Origin of the sequence: Pontibacter rufus, assembly GCF_015694705.1 — a bacterium.
Lineage (GTDB): Bacteria > Bacteroidota > Bacteroidia > Cytophagales > Hymenobacteraceae > Pontibacter > Pontibacter rufus.
The window spans coordinates 330,098-354,491 of record NZ_JADQDR010000003.1; the positions used below are offsets into that span (position 1 = coordinate 330,098).

A 24,394-nucleotide genomic window follows, 5' to 3' on the forward strand; every position below is an offset into this window, starting at 1 on the left:
TGGGACGTGCAAAATTAGCATTTTTTGTTCTAACTTTCAATTTTATAAGCTATAACTTACTTTTGCCGGTTTTACATATCAATTAAACTAAACACTCCTCCATGGAAGTTATCCGGCAGGCCGGCGCTATACGCAGTCTTGTGCAGGCACTGCGGTGCAGCGGCAAGCAGATTGGCTTTGTGCCCACTATGGGCGCCCTGCATCAGGGGCACCTTGCTTTGCTGCGCGCGTCGGCCGGGCAAAACGATGTGACCATATGCAGCATTTTTGTAAACCCCACGCAGTTCAACAACTCCGACGATTACAAGCTATACCCCCGCACGCTAACGCAGGACATCGAATTACTGGAAGCAGCAGGATGCGATTACCTGTTTGCCCCGGACCAGGAGGAGATATATCCACAACAGCCGCTGCTGCAGTTTAGTTTCGGCCCGCTGGAGGCTGTAATGGAAGGGGAGCACCGCCCCGGGCACTTTAATGGCGTAGCTACAGTAGTAAGCAAATTGTTTCATATCGTGCACCCGCACCGCGCTTATTTCGGGCAGAAAGATCTGCAGCAGGTAGCCATCGTAAAGCAACTGATAAACGGGCTGAGCTTTGACGTGGAGCTGGTGCGGTACCCTATTGTGCGGGAAGCAGATGGCCTGGCCATGTCAAGCCGGAACAAGCGCCTGAGCCCTGAGCAACGGGAGGTGGCTACTTCGTTGTATAAGGCCCTGCAACTGGCCAGGGCGCAACTGCTGCAACAGCCCGTAGCAAGTATAAAAGCAACTGTGGCGGCATACCTGGCAAGTATAAACCAGCTAACGCCGGAGTATTTTGAGATAGCCCACCCGGATACGCTGCAACCTGTAGCTGAGGTGCGCGATGTGCAGGAGGTAGCCCTTTGCATTGCTGCCTTTGTAGGCCCGGTGCGCCTGATAGACAATATTCTGGTGAATTTAAACCGGTTGTAGCTTGTTATCAGGGCGAGTGGTAATGCCGCTGCTATGATAGTTAATATCCGGCTTTTATCTAAATTGCGCCTTTATTTCAGCAAGCACTATGTATATTGAGGTTTTAAAATCAAAAATCCACCGTTGCAAGGTAACACAGGCCGAGCTGCATTATGTAGGCAGCATCACCATTGATGAAGACCTGATGGACGCCGCCAACATCGTGGAAAACGAAAAAGTACAAATTGTAAACATCAACAACGGCGAACGTTTCGAAACTTATGTAATTAAAGGAGAACGCGGTACCGGCACCGTTTGCCTTAACGGGCCCGCCGCCCGCCGGGTGCAGGTAGGCGATATTGTAATTGTGATTTCTTACTGCAGCATTAAGTTCGAAGACGCCAGAACACATCAGCCCACGCTTGTTTTCCCTGACCAGCACAACCGCCTGGTATAGCCGCTGCCCCGCATGAAAAAGCTGCTCTCTTTTCTGAAGTATAGCCTGCTTTTAGGCGTATCGGTTTTGCTGATGTGGTATGCACTCAAAGAGCTTGACTTTGCCCGCATGTGGGCCGAGTTGCTGAACGCCGATTATAGCTGGGTAGCCGTATCCCTGCTGATGGGGGTGGCGGCGTATGTCAGCCGGGCTATCCGCTGGAAAATGCAAATCAAGCCAACCGGTTATAATCCTTCGCTGGTGCATACCTACAATGCCATGATGATAGGCTATGTGGCCAACCTGGTGCTGCCGCGTGTGGGCGAGGTAGCCCGCTGCAGCGTGCTGAAACGTACCGATGGCCTGCCGGTTAATACCGGCTTCGGCACCGTTATCGCCGAGCGCCTTATTGATACCATGATGCTGTTGCTGGTTGTAGCCCTCACGTTCCTGCTACAGTTTGGCCGCATCCGCGAATTTTTCCTGGATATGTTTACCGACAAGTATAGTAACCTGGAACAAAGCCTGCACTCATTCTACTGGGTATTTTGGGTGATGCTTGGTTCTGCAGTGGTTATACTTGTGCTGGCCCTGCGTTACCTGAGCCGCCTTCGCCAGAATACTTTCTTCAGGAAGGCAGTGGGCTTTGTGCGCGGCATGCTGCAGGGCGTGTTCAGTATTACCAAAATCGATAACCAGCTTGCGTTCTGGGGACATACTGTTTTTGTGTGGGTAATGTACTATACCATGAGTCTGGTGGTGCTTTACGCCCTGCCTGCTACCGATAATTTAGGTTGGGGTGCGGGCCTGTCTATACTTCTGGTGGGTACGTTGGGTATGGCAGCGCCGGTGCAGGGGGGCGTAGGGGTTTACCACCTGCTGGTGCAGGCTACGCTGCTGCTCTATGGCGTTAACAAAGAGGCAGGTATGGCTTACGCCCTGCTCGCTCATACATCTCAAACGCTTTTGGTGGTGGTGATGGGCGTATTTAGTTTTATTTCCAGCATGCTGCAGCGCAAACACGTAGACATGCCGCCTGCAGAAATCAATATACCAGTTCGAAATGAAATCAACTGATAAAATATTTTCCCTTGCACAGTTACAGGAGCAGGTGCAGCAATGGCGCGCAGAGGGCTGTAAAATTGTGTTTACCAACGGTTGCTTCGACCTGCTGCACCTGGGGCATGTCGATTATCTGGAGAAAGCCAAACAACAGGGCGACAAACTTGTTTTAGGGCTGAATACAGATGCTTCTATCAGCCGTATAAAAGGGCCAAGCCGGCCGCTTCAGGACGAAATGTCACGGGCACGCATTATGGCATCCCTTTTGTTTATAGATGCAGTAGTGCTCTTTGATGAGGATACCCCGCTGGAATTGATAAAAGCCGTGCAGCCGGACATACTGGTGAAAGGCGATGACTACGCGGTAACACAAATTGTGGGGCACGAGGTGGTAACAGCACGGGGCGGCGAAGTGAAAACAGTGCCGCTGGTTAAAGGCTATTCAACCACCAATATCGTAAATAAAATAAAAGAACAACTAACCTAAACTATAGCAACAATGCCTGGAATATATATCATCCTCATCGTTTTTATGCTTATCAGTTGGGCCGTGAGCGCCAGACTGAAGAGCAAGTTTCAGAAATACTCAAAGATTCCGCTGAGTTCGGGACTGAGTGGCCGCGAAGTCGCAGAAAAGATGCTGCACGACAATGGCATTACGGATGTGAAGGTAATGTCGGTGGCAGGGCGCTTAACAGACCACTACAACCCCGCTGACAAAACCGTGAACCTGAGCGAGTACGTGTATGAGGCCCGCAGCGCTGCTGCCGCTGCCGTAGCGGCGCACGAGTGTGGCCACGCCGTGCAACATGCCAGGGCTTACGCCTTTCTCAAGTTTCGTTCGGCCATGGTGCCTGCGCTGAGTATCGCATCGCGGTATATGCAATGGATTCTGCTGATTGGTATTCTGCTGCTGCAGACCACACCTGTGCCGTTGGCAATTGGCGTGGCGCTGTTTGGCCTGACAACCATCTTTAGCTTTGTAACCCTGCCTGTGGAGTTTGATGCCAGCAAGCGCGCGCTCGCCTGGATTAGCCAGAATGGGGTGGTAACCAAACAGGAGTATGGCATGGCCAAAGACTCGCTGAAGTGGGCTGCCTTAACCTATGTGGTGGCAGCATTAGGCTCTTTAGCTACCTTATTGTACTATGTGTCGCTGCTGATGGGCCGCCGCAACTAAGTATAAGTAATTTTTGCATAGGGGAAACGATGCCGGCTGCTTACATTGCAGCCGGCATCGTTTTTTGTACTTTTAGCCGCCTTATCTGCATGTTTGGCTGCTGGATAACGTGTAAGTATAAAATCGCCTATAACAATTATTAAGTTTATCGGTTAAAAGAATAGAACAGATTTTATAACTTTGCACCGCGATATATCATCTCGCCTCATTGTATATTTACATAAACAAGCATGAATTTTCAACTGACAGAAGAACATTTGGCAGTACAGGCTGCTGCCCGCGAATTTGCACAAACCGAGCTGCTGCCGGGCGTTATAGAGCGTGATGAGCATCAGAAGTTTCCGGCGGAGCAGGTAAAAACAATGGGTGAGTTGGGCTTTCTGGGAATGATGGTCGATCCTAAGTATGGCGGCGGCGGCATGGATACGGTCGCCTATGTGTTGGCAATGGAGGAGATCTCTAAAATAGATGCTTCTGCTTCTGTGGTGATGTCAGTAAATAATTCGCTTGTTTGCTGGGGGCTGGAGAGGTATGGCTCAGAAGAGCAGAAGCAAAAATACCTGACCAGGCTGGCTACAGGTGAAATAATCGGCGCTTTTTGTCTTTCTGAGCCGGAAGCGGGCTCAGATGCCACTTCGCAACACACCACCGCCGAAGACAAAGGCGATTACTATTTACTGAACGGCACCAAAAACTGGATTACGAACGGCAGTACCGCTTCTGTATACCTGGTTATGGCCCAAACGCACCGCGAAAAAGGCCACCGGGGTATTAACGCCCTGATTGTGGAGCGTGGCATGGAAGGCTTTGTAGTGGGTACTAAAGAAAACAAATTGGGAATTCGTGGCTCCGATACACACTCACTGATGTTTACGGACGTGAAGGTGCCAAAAGAAAACCGGATTGGCGAAGACGGCTTTGGTTTTAAGTTTGCCATGTCTACACTGGCCGGCGGCCGCATCGGTATTGCGGCCCAGGCGCTGGGTATCGCCTCCGGCGCTTATGAACTGTCGGTAAAGTATGCCAAAGAGCGCAAGGCGTTTGGCGTAGAAATTGCCAAGCACCAGGCCATACAATTTAAGCTGGCCGATATGGCCACCCATATTGAGGCAGCCCGGCTGCTGTGCCTGCAGGCCGCTTACGACAAAGACATGCACCAGGATTATGGAAAATCCGGCGCAATGGCCAAGCTGTTTGCATCAAAAGTGGCCATGGAAACAACCGTGGAGGCCGTTCAGATTCATGGCGGGTACGGCTTTGTGAAGGAGTATCATGTAGAGCGCCTGATGCGCGATGCAAAAATTACACAAATTTATGAGGGTACCTCAGAGATACAGAAAATAGTAATTTCGAGAGAATTGCTGAAGTAAGGAGAACCCTAAAATACTGTTTAGTTGATGTTTGAACCACGAATAGGCTTTTGCTAATTAAAATTTAATTTTTAGAATTATTTTGAATTTTATGAAGATTAATCTTAGCTTTAGGCCAAATTTAGGGGTTAATAGTATAAAAGTTAGTTGGTAACACACACATGGAAGATTATAATAAAATTATTGAATCGCTTGGGGTGCGGTTCATTAAGGCTAAAAATCTAGTGTTGCAGCAGCCATTTACGGTTCGCAACGCTTATGACGTCGGAAATAACCTGATCCTGCTTCATAAAGGGAGTATTTTCTTTGGGGAAGAAGAGCAACTGGTAGAAGAAGGAGAGTTGTTGTTTGTGCCCGGAGGGCGCAGTACAAGAATAACCTACGGTCCGGCTGGTCAGGGAAGAACCATCACGAACGATGACCTGATCACCAACCGCGAAAAATTCTTCAAAAGCAACAACGACCTGGATTTAATAGGAGATGCAGAGGAAAGCCATAGTTATGTAAGTTTCGAAGCGAAGGTTTTTGATTCGGTAAACTTCTTTGCATCGCTGGATTTGCCTGCATTCCTGATTTCTAACAACAACAAGTTGGCCAACTTGGTCATCAAAGTGGTGGAAGAAAGCATGCAGGATCTGCCGGGCAGAGAGCGCCTGATCAACATCTACACCGAAAACATAGTAGTAGAAATTGTACGCCACATCCTGCGCAACCGCATGTTTGTGGAACAACTGGCTACCAACAGCACCTATTTCAAAGATCCGCGCCTGATTGATTTGTTCAACTATATCAAGGAAAACCTGGGCGGTGATTTGTCGAACAAGGTGCTTTCCAACGTGGCAAATGTGTCGGAGGACTATGTAGGCCAGTATTTTAAAATGCTGACAGGCATCAACCCGCAGGATTATATTGAGTATCAGCGCATGGAGCGTGCAGTATTCCTGCTACGCACTACTAAAAAGAGCATCCGCGAAATTGGCAAAGAGGTGGGTTACAAAGATACGGCTTACTTCTGCCGCCGCTTTAAGATGATGTTTGGTATACCAGCCGGTAAAATGCGCCGCCGCGAATCAGCGATGAACACCTAAGGCAACATTATAAGAAGCAACAAGTGAAGAAACCTCGGCCAGAAAGCCGGGGTTTTTTTCTATATGGTTGCCTATTACAATAACATCGGCGCCAGCATCGAGGGCTGCTGCTGCCTTGCTCAGCGTGTTAATGCCGCCACCCGCTATCACGGGCACGTCCACTGCCGCCCTGACCGCTGCTATCATTTCTGAGGAAACAGGTTGGTAGGCGCCGCTGCCGCCATCCAGGTAAATGTATTGCAGACCCAGCAACTCACCGGCCATTGCTGTGCAGGCGGCAATAGCAGGCTTGTCGTAAGGTATAGGCATGGTGCCGCTTATGTAAGAGGCGGTGGTCTGGCGGCCGGTATCTACCAGTATATAGCCGGTCGGGTATACCTGTAGCTGGCTTGCTTTTAGCATGGGGGCAGCAAGTACATGCTGGCCGATGAGGAAGTCAGGGTTGCGCCCCGAGATAAGGGAAAGCAGCAGGATGCCATCGGCTTGTTTATCGATGTGCAGGCTGCTGCTCGGGAAAAGTATAACGGGTGTGCTGCTATGCGCTTTAATAAGCCGGATGATGCCGGATTGGTTGTTGGTCGTAACAAGGCTGCCACCTACAAAAAAGAAATCGACATGGCAGGACCCGCTGTATGCCAACAGGTGCAGGCAGGAGCCCTCCGTCAGGTTGTCGGGGTCGAGCAGCACGGCGAGATGCTTCCTGCCTGATAGGTTCTGATGTTTTTGTGTGCGGTTTTCGCTAAAGGGCATTCTCTTCCGGTACGATAATCTCCGTAGTCTCTATCTCAATCACCTCCACGGGTGCTGCCGCAATATCGTTATTTTCAGAGATACTGTTTACGTATTCGTCCACCTTTTTGGTAATGTATATCATCAGCAAAGCCATAACCTGCTGCGATATTACCTGGGCCAGGTCAGACTTCAGGAATCCTTTGGACAGGGCCTTGGATGAGTGGCGGCTGTTGTCAGCGCGTGGCGTACGCTCCGAAGTTTCTGAAGATGAAGTATAACTGTTCTCCGGGCGGTCATGCACCAGCATGTTGTAATCATGTGTGGATAGATCGTACTCGTGCGTAGAAGCCGTTACGGGACGCGTAGCAGGGCGTTTGGCGGTGTTCTTTTTTGATTTCCTGGAGGCCGGCTTTAATTTTTTAGTTTTTTTTTTGTCTCCTCCGCTAAACAGGCGTTTCAGCAGGTAGCCGGCTAATAGTACGCCACCGGCCATGGCCACTTTCTTGCCAATTTCCTGGCCCTGCGTTTTTATCTGATCCACATCACCCATCAGGGCGTTTTTGTACTCTTCCTTCTGGCGCTCCAAAAACTCCCGCTGGTTTTCAAAAAGAGGATTGTTTAACTCGCTCATACGTTTGGTTCTCGTTTGTCTGATTTATAGATAGTGTTGTCGAATGTTTTATCGGCTATACCCTGGAATACTTTTTTATCGAGGCCCACCACCAGCACCACCAGCAGTATCACATAAAAAAGTGCAATAATACCGAAGCCCCAGAAAGAACTGTCGAGGAGGTGGTTGAGGAGCAGGCCCAGGAAGATGCTGACAAAGATAACGCTCATAATGGCGGCGAACCCAAGCAACACTGCATGAATTAAACTCACAAAAGAGGATTTGAGCTTTTCCTGTATTTCCAGCCGGATAATATCAATGCGGGTATCAATGTACCCCATCAGGTTATCAATAAGGTTTGGGTTCCTTTCGCGTGTACCGTTGTCTTCTATAGCCATAATTTTGTTTACTTTTTTTGATGCTTTTTCTGTATACGAGCGTTGCGCTAAATATTTACGTAAACTAAGTGCAATTAGAAGTTGTAGTACGGAAATTGCAGTATATTGTGCGGTATCAGCAAATTTTAATACGTATCTTTTTCAAATTCTGCCTGTTTGGAGCCTGATTATTACACCGTTTTAGGTATAAGCACCACTGCCACGCTGCTGGAGGTGAAAGCAGCTTACAAACGGCTCGCGCTTAAATATCACCCCGATAAAAATCCCGGGAATGCGCGCGCCGAGGAACAGTTTAAGCTGGTAAGTGCGGCTTACCAGACGCTGTCGAACCCCGGCAAGCGCGCGCGCTACGATCTGCGGCTGCAATACCAGCGCACACAGCAGCATACCATCAGGCAAAACCCGCAGCAGTATGATGCGCGCTATTACCAGACCCGCCCGCCGGCCTCTGTGTCGGAGCGTCATTACCGCACCATTCGCCGCGACGAAAACCGCTTTTCCCGAAAAGACTGGTACATCACCTTTGCATTTGTGGGCGGCCTCCTGCTCATCAGTTTACTGCTGAAAGTGGTGATGGACTCCGTAACAGGCGAAGATAAGTATAAAACGGCGCTGGTATATATACAGCATGGCAACTATAGCAGTGCGCACCGGCTTCTGTCCGACGCCATTGCTTTTCAGCCCGAAAATGCGGGGGCTTACCAGGCCAGGGCAAGTATAGAACTAAATATATTCGAAGATTACCATGCCGCCCTGGAAGATTTGAACCAAGCTATTGCACTACAGGCAAAACCATCGGCAGTAGCCTACTACATGCGCGGGCGCAGCTATCAGCAACTGGAGCAGTACGGGCAGGCAGAGGCGGATCTGACCAGGGCGCTGCAGTTAAATAAAAAGTTATGGAATGCTTACCTGAAACGGGGCCAGGTACGGCTTTTCTACCTGCACAAGTATAAACCGGCGCTACAGGATTTTTCTGTATTTCTGAAGCATAGCCAAGACAAGCCCAGGCGGGTAGAGGCGCTTACGTACCGTGGTTTCGGATACTTTAAGCTGGGCAAGCATACTTTAGCGGAGCAGGATTACCGGCAGGCCCTGGCATTAAACAGCCAGAACGGCCGCGTATACTACCTGCTGGGCAGGGTGGAGGCAGCGCAGCAGCCCGACTCGGCCTGTGTCCACTTTGGCAAGGCGTACCAGTTGGGGTATTCGGCAGCGTTGCTGGAACTGCGCGAACATTGTCAGAATTAAGCTTGCTGTTGCCAGGTGCAAGTATAGGTAGAAAGAACGTATGTGAGCGGGAAAGGCCTGTAAAAACAAAAAACCCTCACCAGTTAAGGCAAGGGTTTTGGTGGTGATGAGTGGAATCGAACCACCGACACAAGGATTTTCAGTCCTTTGCTCTACCAACTGAGCTACATCACCAGCTCTTTTGCGTCACCCTTTTCCGTAAGGGTGACGCAAAAGTAGCAAAAAGATTTAAGTAGCAAACACTCTCTCAAGAAAATATTTTTAAAACAGCCGCTGCACACGTTTATTCTCATTATTTACTATCTTTATCTATCAATTAGTATGTATAACGAACAATTTATGGCGATAGGGCTTGAGAACATCATCTTCCTGCTAGTGGCTGCGTTAGGCATCGGCTTGTTTGTATGGCAAATCAGCAGGATACGCAAAAATGTGCTGATGGGCCGTGACCTCGTGCTGGCCGATAACCCTTCAGAGCGTCTGAACAAGGTGTTGCTGGTGGCCTTCGGGCAGCAGAAAATGTTTAAGCGTATGATTCCGGCCGTATTGCACCTGTTTGTATACATCGGCTTTCTGGTGATCAACATCGAGGTAATCGAGATTCTGATAGACGGCATTTTTGGGACGCACCGCATCCTGGGTTTTGCCGGTGTGCTCTATAGCGGTTTGATGGCAATAAATGAAATACTGGCGCTGCTGGTGATCGTGGCCTGTGCTATTTTCCTGTGGCGCAGGAATGTGAAGAAAGTGCCGCGACTGGCCTATGGCGTAGAGATGCGCGCCTGGCCGGAACTGGACGCCAACATCATCCTGGTAACTGAAATCGTGCTGATGCTGGCGCTGTTTGCCTTCAATATTTCTGACCTGAAGCTGGCACAACTGCAAGGACATCAGGTAGCAGGCAGCTTTCCGGTAAGTCATTTTTTTGTAAACGCGCTGGGCAGCGATCCGGAAACCCTGCACGTGATTGGCCGCGTAGGCTGGTGGTTTCATATTCTGGGCATACTGGCTTTCATGAACTACCTGCCCAGTTCCAAGCACTTCCACATTATCATGGCCTTCCCGAACGTATACTTCTCCAAGCTGCTGCCCAAAGGTAAGTTTACGACCAATCCGGCTATCACGCATGAGATCAAGGCCATGCTCGACCCGGCTTACCAGCCGCCAGCCCCGGAAACGGATGCCGATGGCAACCCGATTCTGCAACGCTTTGGCGCTAAAGATGTGGAGGACCTGACCTGGAAGCAACTGATGGACTCTTATACCTGTACCGAGTGCGGCCGCTGTACGGCGGTATGCCCGGCCAACATCACGGGCAAGCTACTCTCGCCACGCAAAATTGTAATGGACACCCGCGACCGCATGGAGGAAAAAGGGGAGCATCCGGCTATTTTCGCGCCGAACCACTACAAGGAACTGGGCATAGACAGGGTGCCCGTAACCGAAGAGAATACCTTGCTGCGGGGTTACGTAACGCCGGAGGAACTATGGGCCTGCACCACCTGCAATGCCTGCGTGGAAGCCTGCCCCGTAAACATCGACCAGCTGTCTACCATCATGGACCTGCGTCGTTTCCTGGTGTTGGAAGAGTCCGCAGCACCGGCCGCACTAAATGCCATGTTCTCGAACATCGAAAATAATGGCGCACCCTGGGCCTTCTCACCTTCCGACCGCTTTAACTGGGCGGAGGATCTGTATGTGCCCTCAAAAAATTAGATCTAAGACACGGGGCGTCAGACACGGGATAAAAGACAAAGTATGAGAAGTCTTGCATCTTATGCCTTGCTACTTGTGGCCTACTCAAAAACAAATGGAAGAAAATAAAAGATTAGTGAAAGTGCCGACGATGGCGCAGATGGCGGCCAACGGCGAGGAACCGGAAATTTTGTTCTGGGTGGGTTGTGCCGGCGCTTTCGACGACCGCTATAAAAGAGTAACACGCGCCTTTGTACAGATACTGGAGCACGTAGAGGTAAAATATGCGGTGCTCGGCACGGAGGAAAGCTGCACCGGCGATCCGGCAAAACGTGCTGGCAACGAGTTCCTGTTCCAGATGCAGGCGCTTACCAACATCGAGGTGCTGAATGCCTATAATGTGAAAAAGATCGTAACCGCCTGCCCGCACTGCTTTAACACCATCAAAAACGAGTACCCGGATTTGGGCGGAAACTATGAGGTTATCCACCACTCCACTTTTCTGCAGCAACTGATAAACGAGGGCAAAGTACACGTGCAGGGTGGCGAGGCTTTTAAAGGCAAGCGCATCACATATCACGACTCCTGCTACCTGGGCCGAGCCAATGATATTTACGAAGCGCCCCGCGAGGTGCTGGCAGCCCTGGATGCCGATTTGGTGGAGATGAAGCGCAGCCGCGCCAATGGCCTTTGCTGCGGCGCCGGGGGTGCCCAGATGTGGAAAGAGCCGGAACCCGGCCGAAAAGACATCAATATAGAGCGTACAGAAGAAGCACTGGCTACCCTGGGTACAGGCAACAGCGTAATAGCCACTGCCTGCCCGTTTTGTATGGTGATGATGAGCGATGGCGTGAAGAACAAGGAGCAGGAAGAAAACGTAAAAGTTTTCGATATAGCAGAACTGATTGCACAAGCCGAAGGCTTGAGTAAATGATTGTTGCTGATTGCTAAGGGCTTACTATGCTGGAGCGGGCTTGCCTCATACTTATTCTGCAGATGAAGGTACGAGCTGCAAGCTCGCACCAGCGGGCGGGTAAAATGAAACAGTATCTCAGGTTTATACTTATACATTGGCCGCAACCATAACTTAATTTAGGAGCAAAGGTGGCCAGAGGTAATGCACAATATGGAGAAGACCGCCATTCAGCCTTTAACCATCAAACAGTTCAACCATTAAGCAATTTAACAATCCAACCGTCTAACATTCAGCAATTAACCAACACCATGTATATTCCGTTCGACAAATTGCCACCGCACGCACGCCTCTGGATTTACCAGGCCGGCCGGCCGCTGACTGAAGCAGAACAAGCTGAAATAAAACCTGTTCTGCAACGTTTTGCAGAAGAGTGGAGCAGCCACGGCAAAGAGTTGGAAGCTTCGGCAGAACTGCTGCACAACCAGTTTCTGGTGCTGGCCAGCAACGAGAGCGCTACTTCCGCCAGCGGCTGCTCCATCGATAAATCGGTGCATTTTGTACGCGAACTGGAGCAACAACTGCAGGTTTCTTTCTTCGACCGCACCCGGCTCGCTTTTCTGAAAGAAGGACGGGTAGAAATGGTTGCGATGCAGGAACTGAAAAACAGCGTGGCGACAGGTAAAATAGATAAGAACACCTTATACTTCGATACGTTAATACAGCAGTACGGGGAGCTGCAGGGGGCATGGCCGCGGCCTGCCAGCCAAAGCTGGCTTTCCAGGTATTTCTGATCCGGCTACATACTATACTTATACTTGTTCATACATCAGATGCTACAGAAGCCCATCACCCATAAACTGAAGTCCATCAGCCTATTGTTGCTGCTTGTGCTGCTGCTTGGCGCCTGCGGCACAGGCAGGTACCTGAGCAAAGGCGATAAACGCTTTGCGCAGGAACAGTACCAGGCAGCCATAGAATATTATAAGCAGGCGCTGGCCAAAGATGGCGGTTCCGGCGAAATAAATTTTAGAATTGCAGAAGCTTACCGCCGCTCCAACCGCATAGCACAAGCCGCACCCTACTATAAAGCTGCCCTGGATGGCGGCTTTAAGCGGGAAGATACTTACTTCTACTATGGCCAGGCCCTGAAAGCTAACGGGCAGTATGAGGAGGCGTTGAACGAATTCCGGGATTACGCGCGCGTGGGCACCAATCCGCAGTTAAAGGCGTTGGCGGCCAAAGAAGTGGAGAATGCCGGCACCATCAGCAATATCCTAAACAGCAACCAGAAGTATGAAGTATACAACCTGGCGGCCCTCAACACACAGGCCTCAGAATTTGCCCCCTACGTGCGGGACAACGCACTGGTATTTTCCTCTACACGCGGCGGCGGAAAGCAATATTTAGGGAATGGCGAAGGGTTCCTGGATGTTTTCGCTGCTACTGTAACGGATAATGCTGCCTCGCTCACAGATTCTGCCGCAACAGGCGTGGCAGTGCATGAGTTTAAAGGTATAAATGTGGAAGGCCTGCACGATGCTCTGGCTACTTTTGCCAACGATGGCAACACCATGGTATTTGCACGCGGCAACGAAGGCACCAAAAAAGGCCGGCAGAATGTAGACCTGTTCCTGTCGCTGAACCGCAACGGTACCTGGTCAGAACCCAAACTGCTTAATATAAACGATCCCGAAGCATGGGACTCTTCACCGGCTTTCTCACCCAACGGTAAAACTTTATACTTTTCCTCCAGCCGCAAAGGCGGGCTAGGGGGAAATGATATTTATAAATCCACCATGGATGGTAATGGCCACTTTTCGGACCCGGAAAACCTTGGCCCCGATATAAACACGACGGGCAACGAAAGTTTCGTGTCTGTAGGGCCGGATGGCACTTTATACATTGCTTCGGACGGATTGCCGGGCTTGGGTAACCTGGACTTGTTCCGCGTGGAAAACGGCAAGCCCGTAAACATGGGGCAGCCTATCAACTCGCCCGGCGATGACTTCGGGATATTCCCGCAGGATACCACCTCCGGCTACTTTTCCTCAAACCGCGAAGGGGGCAGGGGCAACGACGACTTATACTACTTCGGGAAGCCACAGCGCAAGCAGGTCGTGTTTGTGCTGGATGGCACGCTATACCAGGTGCAGGAGGGCGACAGCCAGCGCACTGCAGTGCCAGATCGCCCTGTTGTGCTGCTGAATGATCAGGGCAAGCGTATTGATGGCGTTGTAACCAACTCCAGAGGCAAATTCAGCTTCGTTCTCGACTCGGCCACTGCCTACTCAGTTATTGCTGAGAAGCCGGGCTTCTTTACTGCCCGCCAGAGCGTAACCACCGTAGGGAAGACACCTCCGCTGAGCGAACTCCACGAAGGGAAAAATGAGGTGCGCCTGACGGCTATACTGGTGCTGAACGAAATTGTGGAAGATAAAGCTATTGTGCTGGAGAACATCTTCTACGACTACGACAAAGCCAACATTCGCCCGGATGCCGCTGTGGAACTGGATAAACTGGTGCAGATACTTCAGGATAACCCAAAAATTTCCATTGAGCTGAGTTCCCATACCGATGCCCGTGGCAGTGATACCTACAACCAGGATCTCTCACAGCGCCGCGCCGAATCTGCTGTGGAATACATTATCTCCAAAGGCATTGACCCATCGCGCATCACGGCAAAAGGTTATGGCGAAAGCCGCCTGGTGGTGCCTAATGCTACAACCGAGGAAGAGCACCAGCGCAACCGGCGCACCGAGTTTAAGGTTGTGCGAGTGGAGGAGTAGGAACTGTTAAGAGAAATAAAATAAATAGCGTGGCACAAGTTTAATCTTGTGCCACGCTGCTTTAAAGGGAGTATGCTGATAATCTTGGTTTACACCGGCAGAAACAATCAGAAGGCTGTAACTACTTATCCCTCAGTTATGCTTCTTATGCACCAGAAGTGGCTGCGCATTCTCTGAAACAGGCCGGAGTAAAACGATGCGGCCGTTGTTGCCGCCGAACTCAGCTACATAAATGTTGCCGGTATTTACATCTTCTGTCAGGTCCAGGGGCATCAGGAATTTTCCAAGACCGGGAATTGTGGCGCCTGCAGTTTCCCGGATGATATCCTTTTTGCTTCCGCCTGGCTCCAGAATCAGGATGTCGCTGTTGTAAACCAGCCGGGCTACCATGATTTTTCCTTTTAGCTCACTGTTAAAGGCGTTTCCGTGGTACTCAATAATGCCGTTCGGGGAGTTATGGGCCGAAAATTCAAAGGCAGAGCCCCGCCAGTTAGGGTCAGGCAAAGTACCTGCCGGATAAGATTCTACTTGAGCCGGATCGTTCTGCAAAGTAGGATTGCCGCCCTGCATCACATATTCGCCGCGTGCCGGGTTTGGATGTCCATAATAGCCGCCTTTCTCCACTCTGTACAAATGATCTTTTTCATCCAACCGTACATCAGACATAGCCGGCACCTTCGGACCTTTATACGTGCTTCCGTCGGGTCTGCGGGTACCTGGTACAGAGGCGGGAGTGTTGCCACCGGGTGCAGAGCCGTTGTTGGGTACGTACAGTTCGCCATTGCTGTGCCACAACAAATCATAGCCATTACGAATGCCGGAAGCAAAGATGGTCAGCGGCGCATCGGCAGCGTAAGGATTGTAAGTACCTCCTTCCGCAGTTTTTACATCAAGGGGCAGCGTTGATTTATACTTCGACAGATCCAGACGAAGCACCGCGGCAGATAGTAAATGTTCTTCGCGGTATCCCCAGGTTTCATCGGGTGCGCCCATTGCCGTATTGCTGCCCTGCACAAAGTATAGGGCGCTATCAGGACCAAAGGCAATGCTGTTGCTTAGGTGATCATTTACTGATCTGGGCAGGTGGATGAGCACATCCTGCAGCACCTCCAGGTGGGGGCCACTCAGGCGGGTTAGTTTGCCATCCCAGTCGGGGCCGTCATTAAGTACAGAAGCGCTGTGCGTTACCCATACAACAAGGCTGTCGGCAGTAGCAGCAGGGTCGAAGGCGAGGCCGATGATAAGTCGAGGAACCCGTTGCCCGGAAGCATCCTGCAGGGTATAAATTACCTCGGGATCATCCAGGGTTCCATCCGCCCTGAGAGCAAAGCGTTTGATCCGTCCGTCCATTGTGCTGGCGTATAGCTTCCCATCCGGACCCATGGCCAGGCTGGTATGCTTGTCGGCTGTGTTAGGGAGCGCTATCTTCTCAAACTTTATTTCGCCCTGTACAGCGTTCGCCAAAGAGACATGCGTTATCCATTCAAATTGCCTTAGAGCGAGCTTCGTAACCTGTTTTATCCTGGTGAGCGGATGCTGATGGGCAAAATGGCTTGCCAGAAGAGCGCCTGCACCCAGTACTGCAAGCAGAATAAACAGTTTTATTGCTTTTGATATCATGGTGATCCAATAAGATTAAACCTGTTGGGGCCTTTGATGTCCGCCAGGTTAAAAATAAGCCTTGTAGTTTAAGGTTGTCCTGCCTTCCGGCAAAAGCCCGGAGCCTGACAAGCACGAATTTATAAAAGGCAGAACAGGGGGGCAGCCTAAAACCTGATTTAACTATAGGTAGTACATTTTTTAACCCTACTTAATTCATACTATAATTTAAGGTAAAAGTATAGTAACGCTAACACTTAGAAAATGATGTACCTCATTCTATGGTATGACTTTTATTAATATACAATCGGGTTTATTGATAGCGGCGCATTGTAATGGAGAGGAAGTTCAGAAAGGCAGGCGAAGTATAGCTTTGGTCTGCTACCGCGCAGTGTTTGTAAAAAGGTTTTTGGAGAAAGGGGCAATACGTATGATTTGCTGAATGCTTTTCGTCTGCAAAGCAACTGGCTTTTAACAGAGATTTATACTTTGTCCTGCCGCTGCCTGGCTCCAGCGCCGCGTATAATTTGCCGGGGAGCTCTGATGTGGAGAAACGGATAGCAGGTAGCCAGGCCAGCCCTTGCCGGTGTTATCGCCTGTCAGGGCTGGCCTGGATCTTAGCATTAAGGCAAAACAACCGCTGAAACATCAGCAGGAAAGCCGGTTTCAGAATCATTATAGCTTCTTTAATATGGAAACGGTATTTCTGCATGAGAAAGCCAACTCCGATGTATGAAAGGCGCAGCGTTAAAGACTACACCAACAACACTGCTGGTAGCAGCCAGGGTATTTACAACCGTTGAAATGCGTTTATGCCTGTTTAAGTTTTTCGATGTCAAACTTTTTCATTTGCATAAAAGCTTTGGTAACCCGCTCTGCTCTGGCAGGGTCGCTTAGTAGTTGTCCTAAAGCTGTCGGAACAATCTGCCACGACACGCCATACTTATCTTTTAGCCAGCCACACCTGCTTTCCTGCCCGCCTTCTGTTAGTTTGCTCCAGTAGTAGTCTATTTCATCCTGCGTTTCACAGTCTACAACAAATGACACAGCCTCGTTAAACTTAAAATGAGGGCCGCCATTCAGGGCCATAAACTTTGTGCCGTTGAGTTCAAACGTTACCACCATGGGGTTATCTGCCATGATCTTTGAATTCTTGAAGACGGAGCAATAAAATTCTGCTGCTTCCCGGGCTTGTCCATCAAACCACAGGCACGGGTAAATTGGCTTTATCATAAGGTGTTATTTTTCTCTGCGTAATTTTTAAAGCTGTTCAGGATTGCCTGCCAGCCACTTTGCTGCATTTCAAGCGGATGCGTATCTTCTGCCTCAAAGGTCTCGATAACTTTTGTTTGGCTGTCATCCCCTGAGAATAAGATGCGCACTTGCCTGCCGTCGTTGAGGGTGTATTCGATAAGCTTATGAGGCTGGAGCTTAGTGTAAACGCCTTCGAAATCGAAACGAAGGCTACCATCTTTTGCTGCCATAGTAGTTTTAAACTTCCTGTTCTCCTGCAAGTCGTTTTCAGCATAGGGCGCATGCCAGTCTTCGGATGCCTGATACCATTGGGTTATATGTTCGGGCTTTGTCCAGTATTCCCATACTTTATCAATAGGCGCATTGATGGTTGCCTCTACTGTGATTTTGGTTTTTTCTATTGTGTCCATTATTGTTTCTCTTTTATAGTCAGTAAAGCCGGCATACTATCATCGTATAACCGCTAAGCTATTTGTGTAAATGAGGTGAGAGGCGTTTGCCAGAGTCCTGGGGCTATTGAGGCATACTTGAAATCACATAATCACCACGCTTTACATGCTGATTACGACTGCGGGGCAACTTACAGAGCTTGTGGTAATAAATATAGGAAGTAACAAGAATAGCAAGGACGAACAGGGGAGAAAGTGTCTGGCCATGAAACCCGTCTACTGCCCAATGGCTGACAAAGGCAGCGATCATGGTTATGCCGAAACCTGCATAAGCCCATTCCTTAAACCGTCCTCCTACAAATGGCAGCACCAAAGCCAAAGCGCCTGTAACTTTAAAAACCGTCAGCATTACCCTGAAGTAGTCCGGGTAGCCCAAGTGCCGGATGCCTTCTACAGCAAGATCAGTATGGGATGTTAAGGCGGGCATAACGCCTTCAAACAGAAATATTATTCCTGTTGTTGTCCAGTAAACAATTTTAGTTGTTTTAGCTGTTGTCATATCTCCTGAAGTATTTGGTTGACACAAAGTAAGCTTATTCACCGGACTATCATAAGGTGTGATCAGGACATTCTAAAGGGGCATTTGCGACAAAATAAAACTACAGGAGGCGTTTGCCTTTTCTTGTGTACAACGGACGGCCCATGGCTACCCGCGTACAGGGATTTTTACCATGGATCTTATTGTAACCAGGAGGTACATTTGGCGCAATGTAACACGAGGTGAGGCAGGATATTAATGGATTTATTTTCTCAACGGAAAAGGATATGATGATCATTTAATCCTTTTCCGTTGAGAATTTGCTGCATGCATTTTCAGACTCTCAGCGAACCACGGAATCCTCTGGCGGCATAGTAAGATTCTGCGCCATTGTGATACAGGAAGACTTTGTTATAGCGGCGATCACAAAAGAGGGCACCGCCCAGCTTTCTAACGTCGGCAGGCGTTTTCACCCAGGTAGATGTTTTCGTATCGAAGTTGCCAAGGGTCTGCAGCTCCCGGTATTGCTCTTCGGTCAAAATTTCAATGCCCATGTCGGTAGCCATCTGAATAGCGCTATTTTCCGGTTTATTCGCTTTCCTCGCTTCCAGCGCTTCATGGTCGTAACAAATACTTCTGCGGCTTTTAGGGCTTTCTGCTGTGCAATCATAAAAAATGTATTCGCCCGTCTTTTTATCCTGGCCAACAACATCCGGTTCACCGCCGGTTCTTTCCATTTCATTGAGCGACCACAATTTCTCCGTATTAGCGTCCAGTTTTGCCTGTACTTTAGCCCATTCAAGCCCTTTATGGCGGCTTTTGTTTTTCTCAAAACGGGCTTTTAATATGCTGAGTAGTTCTTCACGTTGTTCCGGTGTTAACTCTTTTTTATGGCTATCCATGTTGCTCATACTTTTTTTATTATCTCGGTTGAATAGGTGCATCAAACGTAAACTTGCCAGAATTTTTCAAAAGTGCAAAGCAAAACAGCAGGCGTTATTCCTTTAGCGTTTTAAATTGTCTGAAAGCATTTGAAACGGCCTGGTGCATGATGGTGGCGTGGTCTTCCTGTGGCAGATAGTCGAACACCACCTGTACAGTTTTACTTTTTGTCGCTTTAATTTTGTCTGCCAGCACGTTTGCATCTACTTCCATCACGCGTGGGATAGTCGTTGGCGTAAGTCCTTCCTTCCCGACACCTATGTAAATGTCTGTTGGTTGCTTAAAAGTAACTTGCAGTATTTCTGAGTTCTTGTTTAATAAAGCGCCATTGTCCCACCATAAACTCGGACTTACGATAATGTACTTATTGAAAAGGGTAGGATTCTTAAACAATATTTCTGTTGCCAGGAGCCCGCCTAATGACTGTCCGATAAGGGTTTTAGATTGTGTCGTTTTAAATTTCTTTTCGATGAAAGGTTGTAGTTCTGTTGCTAAAAAGGAGATAAATTTATCTGAATGTCCTGTGGTAGGATATCGTTTTTGGTCTGCTGCTATAGTTGTTGGGAAAGTAAAATCTCTTCTTCTGTCCACTGTAGCAATGCCAACTACAATTGATTTAGGTATGATGTTGATCCATTCAAAACTGTTGTATTGCACAAGCCCTACGATATGAACAAAATCTTCGTCAGCCGACCCGTCCAGTAAATATATGACCGGGTATTTTATGCTGTCATTTGGGTTGTAACCGTCCGGGAGGTAAACATTCAAAGTCCTCTTCTCGCCTAATACTTTTGATTGCAGCTCGTGAATTTCTCCAAGTATAAAGGGCCTGCTGCCTTCTCCTTGTTTAGCTTTTTGCCCATAGACCGATATGGTGGAAAAAGTAAGGAATAATACTGTCAGTAGTTGCTTCATTTGGCTTGTCTGCATGGTATCGTTTTACAGTGGCCGCTAACGGTTGGCGGCTATAAGGTAGTGTAGCTAACTTATAGGTGTCGTCATCTATAGTTGTTCTACCTTCCGTATATCATATATTCTGATTGTACAGTGTAAATTGGGTTTTCTGGCATTGAAGGGTTAATGAAAACGGCTTCCCATCTCTTCAGTACAGAATCTCCTTTTCCAAGATTAGGTTGATAAGCTTTAAACTTAACGTACCCTGTGTCATTTCTAACTATAGCATTTATTCCCTTCTCCAAAATATCTTCGATAGTAGCACTATCCTGCAAAAATTTTATGACTGTACTATCAGAATATTCAGGAGGGAATGCATAGTTCTTTAAAAACACTTTTGCTCTATACCAGTCACCGTTATTTAGTTTGTTATTCTCATGTAAAGCTAAAAGGTATGGACCTGTGGGTAATGGACCACTTGGTCTTATGTCTTTTACTTTAAAATTAAAATCATCTACTTCGCCTTTTTGCTGTTCGTTCTGCTGACAAGAGAGAATAGATAGGAATAGCAATAGGTATAGATTTCTCATCTTACAACTATTTTAGATAACGTCTTTGCATATGACTTGTGGCGGTTTTCGGAGCACCTTCCTGTCTGCTCCTGACGGACCTGGCTAGGAGCCTAAAACCTTGAATTTAGTGATTCAGTCGCTGTCATATTAGCAGGAGTATTTTATTCATCTGGAAAGCATTGTGGGCCGACAGCTCCACCGCCATATTCTAAAACAATGTTGTTTTTGTAAAAAATATAAGCACATCCGTCGTTAAATTTCTCAATTTCATTTTTTGCTAGATTGTCGTTAAATACTAAATAAAAGTACTTACCCATTCCACTCCTTGCAAAGCCAATAGAAGTATTTTCCCCATTTTCTATGGAAATACAATTTGCTGAGTCCAATAATGCTTTTATTTCAGTTAATGTGTTTTGATTCCAATCAATTAATCGAAGCATTTTAGATAGTTCTTCAGAGTCCCTATTCAGATTCCATCCTTGTTCTATTACTGAATTTTGTCCATTTGAATTCTTTCGATAAACTTTCAAATCAATACTTTCAGGTGTGCTAATGATTTTATTTTCTGCATTAAATTCAATTGAAATAATCAAACTATCAGGAACAAGTTTTGAATATTCTTTTTTAAGCTTCTCTATCTCGACTGAATGTTTTTTATAGTTCTCAATTAGTCCTTTTTTACTGCTTTTTGGCATTGAAAGCATAAATAAAAGGAATTCTTTAGACTGTTCATCTCCTTCTTCATAGGTCTTTTTAAACTCATCGCGTTTTTCTTTAGGTATTTCTTTTAGAATAACTTGAAAAAGGGAATCGGTATTAAGGTGTTTATTGAATTCTTGTGAGTATGAGATTTTGTTAAATCCTAATAGCAGAACAATTAAAAGTAAAATATTTTGTTTCATATGTTTTTTTGTATGCTTGCTAACTTATTGCTAAACGTAATAAAGTACGTTTAGCCTACCTAATATAGATGGATTAACGTAGATGAATTAACAAATATACTATATATGTCCTATGGTATGAATAGCTTATAGGTGATTTCCTTCAATTTTAAAGTATCAGAATAAGTGACCTTAATTTCCGTAGTCAGGTACTAATTTCCGTCTTATATCAGGTAGATGGGTTTTATAATGTACCAAATCCTTAATAGAAGGCTATGCCCGGATTATACTTCTGATACGGATTTTATACTTCAGGCTGCCGCTATTCCCGATGCCTTTCTTAAATTTGCAGGCAAACCCCTCCCAGCTATGGAAAACAGATACTTGCGCCGCGGCGTATCGGCCTCCAAAGAAGATGTGCACAACGCCATCCGGAACATCGACAAAGGGCTTTTTCCGAAAGCGTTCTGCAAAATAATTCCCGATATGCTTACCGGCGACCCGGATTACTGTGCCTTAATGCATGCTGATGGCGCGGGCACCAAGTCTTCGCTGGCTTATATGTACTGGAAAGAAACCGGCGACCTGAACGTGTGGAAAGGCATTGCCCAGGACGCCGTAGTGATGAACACCGATGATCTGCTGTGCGTGGGCGCTACCGATAATATCCTGCTTTCGTCTACCATCGGGCGCAACAAGAATCTGGTACCCGGCGAGGTGATTGCGGCCATCATCAACGGCACTGAAGAAGTGCTGCAGATGCTCCGCGACAACGGCGTAGGTATTTACAGCACCGGCGGCGAAACAGCTGACGTCGGCGATCTGGTGCGCACCATCATTGTCGACAGCACCGTAACCGCCCGCATGCGGCGCGACGAAGTTATCTCAAATGATAAGATTCGGCCCGGCGACGTAATTGTGGGATTTGCCTCTTCGGGGCAGGCAAAGTATGAAGACGAATACAACGGCGGCATGGGCAGCAACGGCCTCACCTCCGCCCGCCACGACGTGTTCCATAAATACCTTTCCGCCTCTTACCCCGAAAGCTACGACCCCGAACTGCCCGCTGACTTGGTATATTCCGGCAACTATAAACTAACAGATGTGGAGCCGGAAACCGGCCTGGAGATGGGCAAACTGGTGCTCTCGCCCACGCGCACCTATGCGCCCATCGTAAAAGAGATTCTGAACCAGCACCGTCCGCACATCCACGGCATGGTGCACTGCAGCGGCGGCGCCCAAACCAAAGTGCTGCACTTTACCGACAAGGTACACATCATCAAGGACAACCTGTTTCCGGTGCCACCACTGTTCCGCATTATACAGGAGCAAAGCCACACCGACTGGAAAGAGATGTACAAAGTCTTTAACATGGGCCACCGCCTGGAGATTTACCTGCCGGAGCAATACGCGCAGAACCTGATTTTAATTTCTGAATCGTTCGGTGTGGATGCACAGATAATCGGCCGTGTAGAAGCAAGCAACAGCAACGAACTAACCATAAAGAGCCGCCACGGCGAATTTTATTACCAGGGATAGATAGCCACACATAACGCTCTTCAGATCTGGCACAATAATTGGCTTCATGTAAGTATAAGCTAAAACCTATACTTCCGATGAAAAAGTATCTACTTCCGCTCCTGCTTGTGCTGCTGGTTTTGCCGGTGCTGGCACAAGCTTCTGTGCTTACGCTTACCGCCGAACGGGGCGAAGCGTTTGTGGCAAAAGTCAACGGCCGGACCATCAACTATACGGCCTCTAAACTGGTGCGCCTGGATAACCTGCGGCCCGGCAAACATTATGTAGAGCTGAAAGTGCGGAGCCGGCACGGGATGTATAAGTTGGGGCAGGAGGTATTTGTGCCTGTTGGTGCAGAAGTGATGTATGGCGTGCGCACCCTCGGCCGGAGCGGCAAAGCGTACCTGCGCCTGCTCCGCGAAGTGCCCTTAGTGCCGCCTGTTGTGGTCAGGCCTGCACCGCCGATGCCGCGCTACCCGGACCGCCACGACAGAGACTATGGCCGCCACGACCGCTATGATCCAGCGCCACGCCATGATAATGACGATGCTTACTGCCGCAACCTGATGAGTTCGCGGGAAGTGGATCGCCTGCTGCAAACCATGGATAGCCGTGATTTTGAAAACACCAAGCTCAGCATTGCCCGCGATGCGGTGAGCAGTGGCAGCATACGGGCCGAAGACCTGAAACGCCTGCTGCAGCAGTTTGACTACGAAAGCATGCAGGTAGAATTCGCCAAATTTGCTTACGAGTACGTCTGCGACAAAGAACACTTCTACTACATCTACGACCTCTTCCGCTACGACAGCAGCGTGCAGGAACTGGAAAGGTATAGCGGACGCAGGTAAGTTAATGTGCTGATGTGCCATAGATGGGGCCGCAATTTGCCGGAAAAACATTAGCAAAGAATACCGGTTAAATTCCAGGATACACTTTTATGTAATGCTTCAAGTCTGTGACTTGGAGCTATTATGAGACCAGTTTTTAACTGGCGTGCGTCATCTTGTATAGATTCGCCAGTTGAAAATTTGAAGCATTTCTACTTCAGGTTGAAACCTGAAGTATGAACATGTTTATTTTATACTTGTATCCTACTGGTAGCTTTTTCAAGGAGGCGCGGTTTCATCATTATTTTCGATACGTGCTGTCGCTGCCTGTAACTCTTCAAAGTATAATCCTGAGGAAGGAAAATGCGGGAGAATAAGGATCGGTTAAACCCACACAAAGTAAGAAAAGCAAAAGCCTCTGGAAATATTCAGAGGCTTTTGCTTTTCTTAAGCTGTTGTGTATTCCTGCTCAGCTATATTTCCAAAAAGATAGCACATCAATTCATCAGCACATAAAAAAA

25 protein-coding genes and 1 tRNA gene are annotated in these 24,394 nt (G+C 48.3%); 14 read left to right on the forward strand and 12 right to left on the reverse strand.

Annotated elements, in window-relative coordinates:
* Nucleotides 1-101 precede the first annotated feature (101 nt).
* The 7 genes from panC (at nucleotide 102) to I2I11_RS07610 (ending at nucleotide 6,071) form a co-directional block, all read left to right on the forward strand.
* Nucleotides 102-956, forward strand: coding sequence for a pantoate--beta-alanine ligase (gene panC, locus I2I11_RS07580; RefSeq protein ID WP_196267078.1), 855 nt, complete (start codon nucleotides 102-104; stop codon nucleotides 954-956).
* 88 nt (nucleotides 957-1,044) lie between these two features.
* Entirely contained in the window at nucleotides 1,045-1,392 is a 348-nt protein-coding gene (gene panD / locus I2I11_RS07585; protein WP_196267079.1) for an aspartate 1-decarboxylase, read from the forward strand.
* Between the two features lie 12 nt (nucleotides 1,393-1,404).
* Nucleotides 1,405-2,448 carry a lysylphosphatidylglycerol synthase transmembrane domain-containing protein gene (locus I2I11_RS07590; protein ID WP_196267080.1) on the forward strand — a complete coding sequence of 348 codons (1,044 nt, stop codon included), beginning with the start codon at nucleotides 1,405-1,407 and terminating at the stop codon, nucleotides 2,446-2,448.
* The gene (rfaE2, locus tag I2I11_RS07595; protein WP_196267081.1) at nucleotides 2,435-2,920 is read left to right on the forward strand and encodes a D-glycero-beta-D-manno-heptose 1-phosphate adenylyltransferase; all 486 of its coding nucleotides are present in this window, start codon (nucleotides 2,435-2,437) and stop codon (nucleotides 2,918-2,920) included. The genes I2I11_RS07590 and rfaE2 overlap by 14 nt, the downstream gene beginning before the upstream one ends.
* Nucleotides 2,921-2,932: 12 nt before the next feature.
* Nucleotides 2,933-3,613: a zinc metallopeptidase gene (locus I2I11_RS07600; RefSeq protein WP_196267082.1), complete on the forward strand. Its 681-nt coding sequence runs from the start codon at nucleotides 2,933-2,935 to the stop codon at nucleotides 3,611-3,613.
* Nucleotides 3,614-3,843: 230 nt separating this feature from the next.
* A complete protein-coding gene (locus I2I11_RS07605) occupies nucleotides 3,844-4,983 on the forward strand; it encodes an acyl-CoA dehydrogenase (protein ID WP_196267083.1) in 1,140 nt (379 codons plus the stop codon).
* A 161-nt stretch (nucleotides 4,984-5,144) separates the two neighbouring features.
* Nucleotides 5,145-6,071 (forward strand): AraC family transcriptional regulator, encoded by a 927-nt coding sequence (locus I2I11_RS07610; RefSeq protein ID WP_196267084.1) that lies wholly within the window; start codon nucleotides 5,145-5,147, stop codon nucleotides 6,069-6,071.
* Here I2I11_RS07610 and I2I11_RS07615 read toward each other — a convergent pair.
* From I2I11_RS07615 to I2I11_RS07625, 3 genes are read right to left on the reverse strand one after another with little or no spacing between them, the layout of a single operon-like run.
* Nucleotides 6,054-6,821 (reverse strand): geranylgeranylglyceryl/heptaprenylglyceryl phosphate synthase, encoded by a 768-nt coding sequence (locus tag I2I11_RS07615; RefSeq protein ID WP_196267085.1) that lies wholly within the window; start codon nucleotides 6,819-6,821, stop codon nucleotides 6,054-6,056. The two genes, I2I11_RS07610 and I2I11_RS07615, sit on opposite strands and share 18 nt — an antisense overlap.
* Entirely contained in the window at nucleotides 6,811-7,434 is a 624-nt protein-coding gene (locus I2I11_RS07620; protein ID WP_196267086.1) for a hypothetical protein, read from the reverse strand. Before I2I11_RS07620 ends, I2I11_RS07615 begins: the two co-directional genes overlap by 11 nt.
* Nucleotides 7,431-7,811, reverse strand: coding sequence for a phage holin family protein (locus I2I11_RS07625; RefSeq protein ID WP_196267087.1), 381 nt, complete (start codon nucleotides 7,809-7,811; stop codon nucleotides 7,431-7,433). The genes I2I11_RS07620 and I2I11_RS07625 overlap by 4 nt, the downstream gene beginning before the upstream one ends.
* A 156-nt stretch (nucleotides 7,812-7,967) precedes the next feature.
* Between I2I11_RS07625 and I2I11_RS07630 the strand changes: the two genes are divergently transcribed.
* Nucleotides 7,968-9,062: a tetratricopeptide repeat protein gene (locus tag I2I11_RS07630; RefSeq protein WP_196267088.1), complete on the forward strand. Its 1,095-nt coding sequence runs from the start codon at nucleotides 7,968-7,970 to the stop codon at nucleotides 9,060-9,062.
* A gap of 98 nt (nucleotides 9,063-9,160) precedes the next feature.
* On the opposite strand, the gene I2I11_RS07635 is transcribed toward I2I11_RS07630, so the two are convergent.
* A tRNA-Phe gene (locus tag I2I11_RS07635) sits at nucleotides 9,161-9,236 on the reverse strand.
* Between the two features lie 147 nt (nucleotides 9,237-9,383).
* Here I2I11_RS07635 and I2I11_RS07640 point away from each other — a divergent pair.
* The 4 genes from I2I11_RS07640 (at nucleotide 9,384) to I2I11_RS07655 (ending at nucleotide 14,459) form a co-directional block, all read left to right on the forward strand.
* Nucleotides 9,384-10,778, forward strand: coding sequence for a 4Fe-4S dicluster domain-containing protein (locus I2I11_RS07640; protein WP_230679961.1), 1,395 nt, complete (start codon nucleotides 9,384-9,386; stop codon nucleotides 10,776-10,778).
* Between the two features lie 130 nt (nucleotides 10,779-10,908).
* A complete protein-coding gene (locus tag I2I11_RS07645) occupies nucleotides 10,909-11,691 on the forward strand; it encodes a (Fe-S)-binding protein (protein ID WP_196267177.1) in 783 nt (260 codons plus the stop codon).
* Between the two features lie 290 nt (nucleotides 11,692-11,981).
* Nucleotides 11,982-12,464 (forward strand): hypothetical protein, encoded by a 483-nt coding sequence (locus I2I11_RS07650; RefSeq protein ID WP_196267089.1) that lies wholly within the window; start codon nucleotides 11,982-11,984, stop codon nucleotides 12,462-12,464.
* Between the two features lie 39 nt (nucleotides 12,465-12,503).
* Nucleotides 12,504-14,459, forward strand: coding sequence for a CHU_0125 family OmpA-like outer membrane integrity protein (locus I2I11_RS07655; RefSeq protein WP_196267090.1), 1,956 nt, complete (start codon nucleotides 12,504-12,506; stop codon nucleotides 14,457-14,459).
* Nucleotides 14,460-14,591: 132 nt separating this feature from the next.
* Here the strand turns inward: I2I11_RS07655 and I2I11_RS07660 are convergent, their stop codons facing one another.
* The 8 genes from I2I11_RS07660 to I2I11_RS07695 form a co-directional block, all read right to left on the reverse strand.
* Nucleotides 14,592-16,079 carry a PQQ-dependent sugar dehydrogenase gene (locus I2I11_RS07660; RefSeq protein WP_196267091.1) on the reverse strand — a complete coding sequence of 496 codons (1,488 nt, stop codon included), beginning with the start codon at nucleotides 16,077-16,079 and terminating at the stop codon, nucleotides 14,592-14,594.
* Between the two features lie 789 nt (nucleotides 16,080-16,868).
* Nucleotides 16,869-17,291: a VOC family protein gene (locus I2I11_RS07665; RefSeq protein ID WP_196267092.1), complete on the reverse strand. Its 423-nt coding sequence runs from the start codon at nucleotides 17,289-17,291 to the stop codon at nucleotides 16,869-16,871.
* Nucleotides 17,288-17,722: an SRPBCC family protein gene (locus I2I11_RS07670; protein WP_196267093.1), complete on the reverse strand. Its 435-nt coding sequence runs from the start codon at nucleotides 17,720-17,722 to the stop codon at nucleotides 17,288-17,290. The genes I2I11_RS07665 and I2I11_RS07670 overlap by 4 nt, the downstream gene beginning before the upstream one ends.
* 103 nt (nucleotides 17,723-17,825) lie before the next feature.
* Nucleotides 17,826-18,260 (reverse strand): DoxX family protein, encoded by a 435-nt coding sequence (locus I2I11_RS07675; protein WP_196267094.1) that lies wholly within the window; start codon nucleotides 18,258-18,260, stop codon nucleotides 17,826-17,828.
* Nucleotides 18,261-18,574: 314 nt separating this feature from the next.
* Nucleotides 18,575-19,141, reverse strand: coding sequence for a DUF4256 domain-containing protein (locus I2I11_RS07680; RefSeq protein ID WP_196267178.1), 567 nt, complete (start codon nucleotides 19,139-19,141; stop codon nucleotides 18,575-18,577).
* Nucleotides 19,142-19,235: 94 nt separating this feature from the next.
* Nucleotides 19,236-20,111, reverse strand: a complete 876-nt coding sequence (locus tag I2I11_RS07685) for an alpha/beta hydrolase (protein ID WP_230679962.1) — start codon at nucleotides 20,109-20,111, stop codon at nucleotides 19,236-19,238.
* An 83-nt stretch (nucleotides 20,112-20,194) separates the two neighbouring features.
* The gene (locus tag I2I11_RS07690; protein WP_196267095.1) at nucleotides 20,195-20,665 is read right to left on the reverse strand and encodes a hypothetical protein; all 471 of its coding nucleotides are present in this window, start codon (nucleotides 20,663-20,665) and stop codon (nucleotides 20,195-20,197) included.
* Nucleotides 20,666-20,808: 143 nt separating this feature from the next.
* Complete coding sequence (locus I2I11_RS07695; RefSeq protein WP_196267096.1) at nucleotides 20,809-21,549, reverse strand: hypothetical protein; 741 nt, start codon at nucleotides 21,547-21,549, stop codon at nucleotides 20,809-20,811.
* A gap of 348 nt (nucleotides 21,550-21,897) precedes the next feature.
* On the opposite strand from I2I11_RS07695, the gene I2I11_RS07700 reads away from it, so the two are divergent.
* Together I2I11_RS07700 and I2I11_RS07705 are read left to right on the forward strand one after the other, a co-directional pair.
* A complete protein-coding gene (locus tag I2I11_RS07700) occupies nucleotides 21,898-23,067 on the forward strand; it encodes an AIR synthase related protein (protein WP_196267097.1) in 1,170 nt (389 codons plus the stop codon).
* 77 nt (nucleotides 23,068-23,144) lie between these two features.
* Entirely contained in the window at nucleotides 23,145-23,894 is a 750-nt protein-coding gene (locus I2I11_RS07705) for a proline and serine-rich protein 1 family protein (protein WP_196267098.1), read from the forward strand.
* The last annotated feature ends 500 nt before the right edge of the window (nucleotides 23,895-24,394 follow it).